We start from the raw sequence: 11,433 nt of genomic DNA on the forward strand, positions 1-11,433 counted from the left end.
ATTATATTTTTAATCTTTTATAAAAAAGCCGTGTCGTTTCGGGCTATGAATGATGTCTTTTTTATCCGTTTCGGCAACAAAAAGTTCGATATTTTCTTTTTTCTTCCCTATATAATCCAACTTATTTAGGGTCTCAAACAACTTTTCAATTCTGCTTAAAGCATTCATTGCAAGCGTAGCAGTTTTGTCAATATGTACATGATCATAACTTGCATTAATAAGTGAGGTAAATAATATTTCAAGATCTCCTTGTGAAAAATCACACCATTCAGCAAAATAATTTAGTAACTCCTCCTTACCTGCTCCTGATTTTGAATCGATAAAATTTTTCATTACTCTAGCAAAGGACACTACTGTACTCAACATCGCGGCAGGATGCTGATGCAAGGCAAACCAACGAAACTGAGTGAGACAATTTCCTAAATAATACCCTGTATTATCTGCTAATTGTATAACTGACTGTGCTAAAATTCCAGTTTGTTGAATTCGGTTAATTTTTTGAGAAATCTGTACAGAATAAATTTCTATCTGACCAAAAGAGCGTGCAATTTGCGCATGCATATCAACCAATTTAGGGTGACAAGCTACAGTTACAGAAGACGGAATATAATCTTCATCAAGAACTGTTGTGTTTCCAATCAAAACTTTACCAATTGCGAGATAAAATCCACCATACCCAATTCCAGAACGAAATTCGTCTGCTTTGATTAAATGAAGTCTATATTCTGGCAATGTAAATGGATATCTTGGCGGAACTTCGTCAGGATCTGGTTCTCCAAACGGAATTCTTTTTTTTGAGTTAACGGATATACATGCCAGTAAGACCATTTGTTCACCATCTTTAATTTCATAGGTGTCTTCTGGATAGGAAACTTGAAGATCTAGCGTATCGGTGTTACTTTTACTGATTTCTATTCTTGATCCGTTTGGTGTAATAGCATGACATTCCTCTACACGTACGCGTAATAATTTGTGATTATCAATACTTAGTGTGATTTTTGTAGATTCTTTGTTTTGATTCCCAGAATCCAATAATCCATAGCTCATAGGTGTGGTATGAATACCTATAGCGTCATTTACTAATTCAGAGACATTATCCTGAATCGCTAAAAAATGATTCTTATTTATTTTCATCCCATCAATCCAGTTTACGGGAAAATGACTTAATTTTTCTATCATATATTCTTTTTATTTAAAATGAGATGTTGTTCTTTTATTATTTTCCTTATTATTAAATTTCATTTAAAAAAAATCTTCATTAAATAAGTTTGTTCTGGTTAAATATTGACAATATTGTATAATGTGCCCTAATTTTAGAAATTTTGTAGTGTTACTTTTTTATGAATTTATTAAATTTCAAAAACAAAATTAATTATTAAGGCTGTTTTATTTGTTCTCATTTTTTGTATGAATTGCAAATCAGAGTCATTGAGCTATTTTACTAATTTTATTAATAATTCTTGTGTAATTGCTTCAAATTGTATTTTACCGAAATCTTTAATTGTTTTAATTTTGTTAGGAATTAACTTATATGGATTACTACGATCTGTATAAGCTTCGCTATATTTATGCATCACGATTTCTTTTGTTTTTTCATCAAATCTAAAAGTGGTATATGAATTAACAAAAAGAAAGTCTTTACAATAAACTTGTTCAATTGTAAAATAATTATTTTTAACTACAATTTTTTGAAATCCGTCTGCAGGACAATTATAATCATATTTAAAAACTATATTTTTATTTGATTTAGCTTCTATGAATTCATTATTAAATTTCTTTAAAATAATTATTAGCAATGAATTATGTTGTGCATTTTCTTTATCGTTTACTTTTTTTTCTAATGCCAAAATTTTAAAAACTTGATCTTTCCAATTAAGCGTAGCACTATTCAAAATATACATGCTGGCAGGTATTTTAAAATTTAAAGTTTGTTTTTGATCTGATTTATTCTGTCCAAAACAAGAATTAATCGATATGATACAAAAAAAGAATATTATTATTTTTTTCATTTTTTTTACATTAAAAGATTAAGATATACTAAAAGATTATTTTTTTCTCTCCACTTTATCCAATACTCTTTATTTAAAGTAGTGTTTTTAACATTTAACCAATCGCCTTTAATTTCAATTACTTCAATTTCATCGTCTGATTGTATGTTTTTGATAGTAATAACTTTTCCATTCATTTTATCGAACAATGGATTAAAGCTTATATTTTTATTTTCGATACTAGTTACTTGATTTTTTAAAAAATCATACCAGTCATAATATAAATATTTTTGAGTAGGCTTTATATATGCATATTTGCCAATAGAAGTAACGATTTTAAAGTATTTGTTGTTTTTTTCTGAGCAAATAAAAAATTGGATGCTATAATCAGGTTTATTTAAGATAGGAATGATATCTTTTCCGATTTTTGCTTGATTAGTTTTTATGGTTTTACAGGAGCTATAACTATATAAAATAATTTTTTCATTTGGATTTACTAATTGCACTAATCCAATGCCAAGTTCTTTTATTAAATTGTCATTTTGATATTCTAATTGTGCTTCTTCCTTTTGAGCATTACAATGTATTACTTGAAATAAAAAAAAGATGACGCTAAATAATTTTGCTTTTTTCATATTACTATTTATCACAATTCTAATTCAATCAAAATTTTTAATAAATTGGGGTCTATTATTTTACTTTATCTTTTAGTATAATATATTTGAGTCATCATGTTTAAAGCTGTTTTTTAATTAATAGTTGCCATTTAAAATCATCAAATCTTTTACTTTTTATATAGTATTTATTATTCTGTTTTTTAATTAGAAATGTACTTTCATCTTCATCTGAAGTACAGGTACCTTCTCCAGTATATTTTAATTTTAAAACATTATCATTTTTTGTAATAATATATGCCCCTTCACAATATGCTTCAAGAGAGTTATTTGTACCTATACTTAAAACTGCTTTTGATGTATCAAAAGAAAAATAAAAACTAACGTCAATTGGATCGCCTGTTTCAATACTAGAAACTTTAGTCTTAATAAAATAATCACCCTTGAGTTCAGGTATTATGTCTTGTACAGATTGATCAGAGTTATTTAGAAATTTTATCTTCCAATCAGTATATTTAGAATCTTTTTCATTACTTATATCAAGAGTTACAATATTTTTATATTTACCATCTAAGTATTTATATATTGTCTGCTTATATGGATAACTTGGATAATACGGCACATCCATATTAGGATTATGTGTCAAATATTTTTTATCAATTATAAATATATATATATCATAAAATTTCTTTAAACTGCTAATATTCATTCTTCCAATATTATTTTCTTCTTTTTCAACATCAAAATTTTCTTTTAATTCTTTTTTAGGGATAAGATATACTTCTGCATTTCCAAATTTATTTATTCCTTTAGGTTGATATATGCATCCAAAATCAGCTATAGTAAAATATCCATCTATATAGGAATAATCACCACATTTTAAAAGATTATCTAGAGCTTCATTCGCATCCACACTTTTAATATTTGCCACATTTTTTGCTACTTCTTTTTCTTTAATTTCTAAAGACTTTGTATTATTGTCTTTACAACTAATAAAAAGTAAAAAAAAGCTAAGTAATTTAATTGATTTCATTGTTTTATAAATTTTTAGTGTAATTTTTTGGTCTAAAATATCCTTTCCAACCTGCATGACTGGCTAAAGCTTTTCCTGTTCTTCTATAAATAGCCGTTCTAGAACATCCTTTTCCTGAATGACCGCCATTATTATTATTAGTTCTTTCATCAGCACTACCGACATTACCTATTGCCTCCAATATTGTAACTAAGTCTGTTTTTTCATTGTACTCATATACTATTCCTGTATGTCCTACTCCATCAGTTCTCCTCCAAACAAAAATATCTCCACGCTTAGGTTTAAAATTCTCTGAATTACTTCCTGAAACAAAATCAATATTTTCTGAATCTATAGCTTTTCTGAAATCTTTTTGAGTAGTCATAACTCCTGTATTTATTTCTTTAACACTCGCCGTTATTCCTAATTTTGTTAAGTAAATTGATACTGTTTCCGAACAATCTAAACCCCGTAATCCTTTTTCTGAAAGGGAGTTTCTAACTCCGAGTTGACTATATGAAATGTGCTGATCTACTAATGCTTTCATTTCATCTAATATTCCTATCGTGTTGGTTTCCTCTTTTTCCTTTGTTATTCCACAACTAAATTTTTTTTCTTTCTTTAAAATACCTTCAGCAAAACTTAAACGATATCTGCCTAAAATTTCTAAACGTTGAATTTTTTTATCATTGTTGTTTTCTTCATCAACACTTTTATTTGCATTATAATTTTTTGTGCTTGTTTTTTCTTTTTCAGTTTCAGGATTTTCATGTTTTTGATACAATACATAATTATCATCTTTTGCAATACCAATTGGAGAAAAAACTTGTAAATAAATATCCTCTGGTGATAATAATTTTTTATGCCAACCATATAACATGAAATATTTTTTAACATAATCTAATTGATCTATATCAGACATTAAAGCTAATTTTTTCTTATTAAGTGTTAATGAGTTTTCTTTGTTTAAAGCATCTATTGCATCTTTTGTAAACTGTATCAGACCTACAGCACCATTAAAATTATCATCAAGTTCATTAATTGCATCTTTAGATAGACCTTGATATTTTTTTCTTTTTTTTCCATTATTATCAATATAGCTTACTAAATCAATTTTAGAAGGAGAGAATGTTTCTGAAGTTTCAACTCTCATAACAGCCATCAATCCATTTGCCATTGCTTTATATTTATCTGGCCATAATTCTTTAGAAATTTCTACAACTTTTTTTCTAAAATCACAACTAACTTTATTTCCCCAAATTAAATCGTATTCTTTACAAACACATGTACCATTTTCATTCTTTTTATCTTCCGCTTCTTTATCAGGTGTAAAAATCTTCGCGACACTATTTATAACATCAATTGGATCTGGGAAAATTATCGGCGAAACTTTTACTTTTCCTTCCCACCAATCAATAACATTATCTACAATAGATTTCTCTTTCTCCTGTTTTTTGGAGGGACCTTTTTTCTGAGCCGGAGTTTGTTTATTTTGTGGAACTGCTACTTTTTTATCATTAGGATTAGCCACATTTGTATTGTTACTTGCCGTCTTCTTATTTAAAAATTCAGCAGTAACATAATACTCGTGAGTTTTGCCTTCACTTTTATCTCCTTTAGCTTTTATTGCATCAGCAATTTTAGTAAAATCGGGATTTAAAAAGAAATCTATATCAGCAACACCGTCTTTTACAGTTCCTGGAAGAGTTATCATTTTATTTTTCTCATTGGCCTTATTATGCCCAGCTCCCTCAGCATCATCTTCCCATAGAGTTGCATATATTGTTCTTTTTTCCATATGCAAGCAATGTACTCTTGCCTTAAGGATTTGACTATATGCGAAAGGTTGAGTAGGTTTATTACCCAATTTGTCAAGAAACTCAATACTATCAATTTTAGGTTCCTCAGCTTTATTAGGTTTTATGTCAATTCTTGCAAATTCCTCACCCTTGCGAGCATAGATACGAATCCCCTTTCTCTCCAAACTTTTCTGTAAAAAAGTATAAGAAACTTTATTTCCAGTTTTGTCGTTCTCTTTTGTTTTACGCCATCTGCCATTTTCTAAAACATGTACCTCCCAATTAATAAGATGTTCAAAAATACTTTTATCAGTATTGGCGAAACTCTGATAAGGTAAAAATTTAGTTAATAAATTATTTACCCAATAGAATTCTTCTTTCCCTACTATGGGAGCAGTATTTCCAATAATTTTAAAATCTGACATACTGTTTTATTTTATTTACAAATAGAATCACTCTCTTCTAAACTTTGTTTAAATTTTGTCGTATTTACCAAAGGATTTATTTGGTTGTTTACTTGTGGTTTAACCTGCTTTGCATTTTGCTTTCCTGGTTCGGCTTTTTGTCCATGTTTATCAATTTCTATACAATCAGGACCACCAATAGGACAAGTTCCTTTACTATCTTCTAATAAAATTTTTCCTTTATTGGATAGTGTAACTTTATCATAGAAACCACTCCATTTGGTAATTACAGCTTGGCAAGGCAAATAATCTCCGCTTCCATTGGGCTGCATTTTACATTTTCCAAAAGTATTTTTCTCTAATGTTTGTCCAATTTCTTTATCGGTTGCAATAAGTTTTTTTTCAGCATCTTTGTCATTGGCATAATGCTTACTTTGTGTTTTTACCTTAAGTTTATCTAACTTAGGTTCTACACTAAACTTACATTTTACTGTTGCACCCTGTACGACTATATGTTTCTCACTCATTACTTTACCTTTTATAAATCTTTTAAGTTATTTCTATCTTTAACTATTGCTTTTTATTTCGTCTTCCTGAAGAAGTTCAATATGTACAGTAATTTTCAGAGGCTCATCATACTCAATACTACATTCTAAATTTATTTTTTCGATGCAATAGGAATCTGAATTTAAAAAAAAAGCAGCATTATAATTTCCTTTCCAAGGAGCATAACCATATTGAATTCCATCACTTAAATCTATATAATCTCCTTTTTGTTCTACTTTGATTAAATCAGAATCATCTAAATGTTGCGCAATTTTTTGCTGTACTTTAAACATAGATTCTTCCTCTTTTTCTAAGGGAAAGGAAATCTCATTTTTAAATGAATAATCAGAAGTATACCCCAGATGAATACCATTAAAAAAAACTCTCAAAAAATAATCTGAACTAATAGAAGCTAATAATGTTTCCGAATTCTCTAATGCATTCTCGGTATGTTCGATGTAAGCCTCTGCTACTTCTCCTTCATAATAGTCTAAAATTTCTCTTTTTATTCTTCCCCAACGGTTTTCAATTTCATTATAATTATGAATATCTATCCATTTACCATATTCATTAACTACAATTTTTAAAGGATACAAAACTTCGGCAGCTTTCAATGCCAATTCACTCATCATTGTATCAGGTGCTTTACCATTGATATAAATTTCAGATGCTCTATCAATTTCGAAGAGATGATACCTGTTATTATCAACAGCAAGCCATTTTACTGATATCTTCATTTCTGTAATATCAATCTCATCACCAACTTCAGAAGTATATTGTATTTTGTAATTTTCATTAATTCTTTCTGGTAAAAAAGGCAGTCTGAAATCATTTGCAAGACTAATTTTTTTAAGCTTTCTAGCTATTCCTTCATTTGTTTTAACCTCTTTTTTTTCAGGAGCCAAAATCACTAGTTCTAAATGGTTTTTAAAATCAGCTTCTATCAAATCTTGGATCGGGCAATATATATTATGATATCTTCTGAGTTCCTGAGCTTCTACACCAAGTTCACGAGCTACAGCTTGAAGCGTATCTCCTTTTCTTACCTTGTAAGTTTGGTGTTTGTCGTATTCTGACGTCTCAATTTTCTCTAAATGATACATTTGCTTTTAAACTATTTTAGAATTTATTTTTAGTTCATTAACTCCACTTCTTTTTCTTTTTTCTCAGTCTTAGGTTCGTAAATAAAACCTTTATCCTCTTTCTTTTCTTTCTTATTCAATATATTCTCTTTTTGCTTTTGCCTTTTACAAATAATTACCGAATTCTCAGTAATTCCATTCATTCCCAAAGTATATTTAGCATCTACATATTTTGCAGTCTGATACCATTTTGGCTGTAAAAAGAATACCCAATTACAATTTTCACCATTTTGTTTTAATTCGATTTTACTTTCAGCATTATGCTCGTTAAACCCTGAAACAGTATGGTAAAATAAAGCTCCAAAATCAATTCGTACAGGCCCTTTCGATCTAATAGAAGTATAATTTTCGCTATCCGATTGTTTCTGAATTAATAATGTAATAAGTAACAAATCCTTCATTTCTACATTCTCAATTTCTGGAAATGGATTTTTTCTTTCAGGTATTTTCCATGTAACATATTCTTTTGGAGGTATTTGCATCATATAATTGAAAACCGCGTAAACCCCTGTAGGAACCATAAAAATTAGAAAATGGGAACACATCAAGAAAGTAAAATGAATTCCATTTAGAGCAGTGTAAATAATAACAAATAATACACTGGAGTAAAGTGTGGTTAAAAATGCAAACAACAATTCATGACCTATTGCCTTTAAATTAAATCCCTCGAAATACCATCTATATAAATACACATGAAGGATTCCGAATAGCAAAGAAGCTATCTGATAAAAAAGAAACTCATCAGATAATTCAGTAAACAATTTATTGTATCCTAAAAATCCAACTAAGGCATAAATAAGTACAAATGAAAAAAGATATATGTAAAATTTTCTTTTATATTTTACTGCAAATTCTTTTATTTTATCACTAAATACCATTGTAAGTATAACACTAACTGCTATAATTACAACTAAAAATACTATAAGCCTGACATCTATAAGTGCTGCTAAATGCTTTTTTATCATTTCTAAATTCTTGTTGTAAACCCTAACACAGGTTGTTTATTAAAATTAAATTCTTCAATTTCATCATTCATTAATAAAACTATTTTTACTTCAACTTCCATTGGGAAAAGATGCTCACAAAAACAATCTATGAAATTTTTTATTTCCCCATTATTTATATAATTATCAAAAGTTTTGTTGATTATCGGTCCAATTTTTATTGTTAGATTCATAGAATAATCGATGTAATTTTGACCACTAATAAAATCGACTCCTAATCTATTCTCTCCTAATCTAATTTGTTCACCTTCTTCACTATATTCTTTAGAACTCGTTGATGTATGAGTTACTTTTTCTTCTAAAATACTTGCTAAACAACGACAAGCTAAATCAATATCTCCTACAATTTTATAAGCGTAAGGCAAAAGTTGAATAAATTTTGAAACCAAAACTGCTGGATAAATATGTGGTAAACCCCAAAAATTATAAAAAAAATCTAGTGGTTTACTCCCATTCAGTTTATACAAAAAATCTCTTTCAACATTTTCTATTTTTGTTCGGTAATGAAATATTTCATTTTCGAAAGGAGCAAAAAAATTACGGGCTTCAGCTTCTTGTTTTTTTTGATGCTTATGCTCCCTAATCATTTGCTTCACCGATTTATCGGCGTTATTTTCGCTTAGACTATGTACTATCCCTTCTGGAAGCGCATCATAAATACTGTCTCTGGATAATTGTATATTAAGATATTCTTGCTTATTATAATTATCATCCTGAACTGTCGCACCCAAAATATCACTTCTGTAGGCTCTTGAGAATTGCCCATGATTTGAAATCGCAATTTCATCCTGCAGAATAATATTACTCTCAAGGAGTTCATTTGTAATAACTTCAGCTCTAATGTCATATGAAATATTCTCTATTTCATACACAAGTTCCTCAAGACTTTTTTTATTTTTTCTTAACATCTTCATTGATTCTTCCTGCTCCTATGTAACGTAACTGAAAATACTCGTCATTGAAATTATATATTGCCAAGCCTTTATTGGTACAAGCCAAGATTCTGTCGTTGTGTAGATATAAACCCACATCAGATATTGGATGGTCTTTGTCATATCTAAAAAACACTAAATCTCCTTCTGCAAGGAAACTTCTTCCGGTAAAAATTTGAATGGATTTTGATTTCCACATACCTGCAGGATCCTTAGGCAGTGTAACCTTATAAACATCACTATATAAAGACTGTAAAAAATAGGAACAGTCTATTCCTTTCTTTGAAAAGTTTTTTTCTTTGTATGGAGTGTTTATCCAAGGGTCGATGTAAGAATATAATTTGTAGTTTGTTATTTTATTAGGCATTACTGCTAATACAATTGAATATTTTTCTTTAAGAGCCAATAAATCATCGCTTAAATTTTCTGAATTATCATTAACTATTGTTTTATTCTTTAACCCAATTTCTCCAATTTGGGATTGCTTTTTTAACGATTCTAAAGAATAATCATATTTAAAAGGAATCTGAGAAATATATTGTTGGGCATAAGATTTAATGCATAAATGCATAATCATAATTAACAAAATTGCTTGCCTCATAGAAAATAGTATTTTATTATTTTACCAATATTCAAAAAATACGGTAAGACTTAATTGCATTGTTTTTTAGATCTTGAAAATACAAATTAATAATCTTGAGTTTTACCTCTTAATTTTTAAATCAGGAATTTTCTCATTTGTTAAAATAATTGTATTATGAATTTATTTACAAATTAATTCATCGCATTGCAAACGTAATAAATTATTTTGTAAGAATACAAATTATTTTTATGAATTTTTTGTAATAATTTTAATATTTTTAAAATAATAAAAACTACTTTTGTTTTTCATTTTCATAAAAAATATCTGACTTTGTAGAATAATTAAACATTTAAAATGAATAAAAAAAATATTGATATCAGGGTTGTTTTTTTCTTTGCAATCTTGTTACTAATTGGAGTAATTGTCTTTATAGTGCAGTTTTTCAATCATGTAGATTGTGATGATGCTAAATTTTATGTCTTTTCAGATCATTCACAAACGGATGAATCTATTGAGTTTTATGATAAAACAGATGATGCTAAATCATGGAAATGGGACTTTGGAGACGGTTCTGAAATTGATGTAAGAAAACATACTTTTCATATTTATAAAAATCCTGGAAAATATTATGTCACTTTAACCATAAATGGGGATTGTGGTCACACGAAAGAAATTAATATAAAAGATAAATATGGAGCAGATAAGTTAGGTATACCTCAAATTATTACTCCCCAAATTATTACTGTAGGACAGCCTGCTTATTTTAAATCTGTTTCAGAAGATGCTAGAACTTGGGAATGGGCATTTGGTGAAAATAACGGTATTGATGAAACTTCATCTAATCCTGTTTATAATTTTTCTACATCGGGAGAAAAGACAATTACACTAGTTATAAATGGTGATTTTAGTCGTGTTGCAAAAAAAGTTATTTATGTACATCCAAAAGTCATAAAAAAAACAAATCCATTAGATGTGACATCGTACGTATTTGAGAAAAAAGCTGAAGCTTTTGAGTTGCCCCGCGGAACTGTAAAAAAGGACCCACTAGAAGAAATGTTACAATATGTTCCAGTAGCTCCAAAAACAAAAACGATTAAAGACAGTACACTTGCTGTTAAAAAAGCTCCTAAAATATCAGAAGATCAATTTGAAATTTTATTGACTAAAGTAGCTGAAGGTAATAAGGTTAAAGATGATTTTGCAGAATATTTATGCGATGATTTGGATATTCCAATCGTAAAAAACGATACAGATTTATTGACTTTTTCTCAATTGTGTGCTTCTATTAAAGGAAAAAAAATAAAAATAGAATCGATAAGACTTAACAAAGACAAACAAAATAATTGTGTTAAAGGATTAAATATCAGCTATAAAGTTAAAAAATACTTGATCTGGTCTAAAGATTAAAT

Annotated in this window: 11 protein-coding genes; 1 reads left to right on the plus strand and 10 read right to left on the minus strand. The window is 28.4% G+C overall.

The window, feature by feature from the left end:
- Positions 1-9 precede the first annotated feature (9 nt).
- From CLU82_RS19255 to CLU82_RS19300, 10 genes are all read right to left on the minus strand, one after another.
- Complete coding sequence (locus CLU82_RS19255; protein WP_100844630.1) at positions 10-1,179, minus strand: hypothetical protein; 1,170 nt, start codon at positions 1,177-1,179, stop codon at positions 10-12.
- A gap of 254 nt (positions 1,180-1,433) precedes the next feature.
- The gene (locus CLU82_RS19260) at positions 1,434-2,009 is read right to left on the minus strand and encodes a hypothetical protein (RefSeq protein ID WP_100844631.1); all 576 of its coding nucleotides are present in this window, start codon (positions 2,007-2,009) and stop codon (positions 1,434-1,436) included.
- Positions 2,010-2,014: 5 nt separating this feature from the next.
- Positions 2,015-2,623, minus strand: a complete 609-nt coding sequence (locus CLU82_RS19265) for a hypothetical protein (protein ID WP_100844632.1) — start codon at positions 2,621-2,623, stop codon at positions 2,015-2,017.
- A gap of 100 nt (positions 2,624-2,723) precedes the next feature.
- Positions 2,724-3,635, minus strand: coding sequence for a hypothetical protein (locus CLU82_RS19270; protein WP_157813407.1), 912 nt, complete (start codon positions 3,633-3,635; stop codon positions 2,724-2,726).
- A gap of 4 nt (positions 3,636-3,639) precedes the next feature.
- Complete coding sequence (locus CLU82_RS20885; protein WP_198520243.1) at positions 3,640-5,838, minus strand: CHAP domain-containing protein; 2,199 nt, start codon at positions 5,836-5,838, stop codon at positions 3,640-3,642.
- 11 nt (positions 5,839-5,849) lie between these two features.
- Positions 5,850-6,344 (minus strand): DUF4280 domain-containing protein, encoded by a 495-nt coding sequence (locus tag CLU82_RS19280; RefSeq protein WP_100844634.1) that lies wholly within the window; start codon positions 6,342-6,344, stop codon positions 5,850-5,852.
- Between the two features lie 39 nt (positions 6,345-6,383).
- Positions 6,384-7,466, minus strand: coding sequence for a LysM peptidoglycan-binding domain-containing protein (locus tag CLU82_RS19285; protein WP_100844635.1), 1,083 nt, complete (start codon positions 7,464-7,466; stop codon positions 6,384-6,386).
- A gap of 29 nt (positions 7,467-7,495) precedes the next feature.
- On the minus strand, positions 7,496-8,470 hold the full coding sequence (locus tag CLU82_RS19290) for a TssN family type VI secretion system protein (RefSeq protein WP_100844636.1): 975 nt from the start codon (positions 8,468-8,470) through the stop codon (positions 7,496-7,498).
- A 2-nt stretch (positions 8,471-8,472) separates the two neighbouring features.
- Positions 8,473-9,417, minus strand: a complete 945-nt coding sequence (locus CLU82_RS19295; protein ID WP_232735275.1) for a type VI secretion system baseplate subunit TssG — start codon at positions 9,415-9,417, stop codon at positions 8,473-8,475.
- Positions 9,401-10,042: a C40 family peptidase gene (locus CLU82_RS19300; protein ID WP_100844638.1), complete on the minus strand. Its 642-nt coding sequence runs from the start codon at positions 10,040-10,042 to the stop codon at positions 9,401-9,403. Before CLU82_RS19300 ends, CLU82_RS19295 begins: the two co-directional genes overlap by 17 nt.
- 336 nt (positions 10,043-10,378) lie before the next feature.
- Between CLU82_RS19300 and CLU82_RS19305 the strand changes: the two genes are divergently transcribed.
- Positions 10,379-11,431 (plus strand): PKD domain-containing protein, encoded by a 1,053-nt coding sequence (locus tag CLU82_RS19305; RefSeq protein ID WP_100844639.1) that lies wholly within the window; start codon positions 10,379-10,381, stop codon positions 11,429-11,431.
- Positions 11,432-11,433: the final 2 nt, after the last annotated feature.

It is taken from the genome of Flavobacterium sp. 5, from assembly GCF_002813295.1.
Lineage (GTDB): Bacteria > Bacteroidota > Bacteroidia > Flavobacteriales > Flavobacteriaceae > Flavobacterium.

Bases quoted from the DNA above. Each gene is read 5' to 3' on its own strand.
- CLU82_RS19255 (WP_100844630.1), bottom strand. From the start codon at position 1,179: ATGATAGAAAAATTAAGTCATTTTCCCGTAAACTGGATTGATGGGATG.
- CLU82_RS19260 (WP_100844631.1), bottom strand. From the start codon at position 2,009: ATGAAAAAAATAATAATATTCTTTTTTTGTATCATATCGATTAATTCT.
- CLU82_RS19265 (WP_100844632.1), bottom strand. From the start codon at position 2,623: ATGAAAAAAGCAAAATTATTTAGCGTCATCTTTTTTTTATTTCAAGTA.
- CLU82_RS19270 (WP_157813407.1), bottom strand. From the start codon at position 3,635: ATGAAATCAATTAAATTACTTAGCTTTTTTTTACTTTTTATTAGTTGT.
- CLU82_RS20885 (WP_198520243.1), bottom strand. From the start codon at position 5,838: ATGTCAGATTTTAAAATTATTGGAAATACTGCTCCCATAGTAGGGAAA.
- CLU82_RS19280 (WP_100844634.1), bottom strand. From the start codon at position 6,344: ATGAGTGAGAAACATATAGTCGTACAGGGTGCAACAGTAAAATGTAAG.
- CLU82_RS19285 (WP_100844635.1), bottom strand. From the start codon at position 7,466: ATGTATCATTTAGAGAAAATTGAGACGTCAGAATACGACAAACACCAA.
- CLU82_RS19290 (WP_100844636.1), bottom strand. From the start codon at position 8,470: ATGATAAAAAAGCATTTAGCAGCACTTATAGATGTCAGGCTTATAGTA.
- CLU82_RS19295 (WP_232735275.1), bottom strand. From the start codon at position 9,417: ATGTTAAGAAAAAATAAAAAAAGTCTTGAGGAACTTGTGTATGAAATA.
- CLU82_RS19300 (WP_100844638.1), bottom strand. From the start codon at position 10,042: ATGAGGCAAGCAATTTTGTTAATTATGATTATGCATTTATGCATTAAA.
- CLU82_RS19305 (WP_100844639.1), top strand. From the start codon at position 10,379: ATGAATAAAAAAAATATTGATATCAGGGTTGTTTTTTTCTTTGCAATC.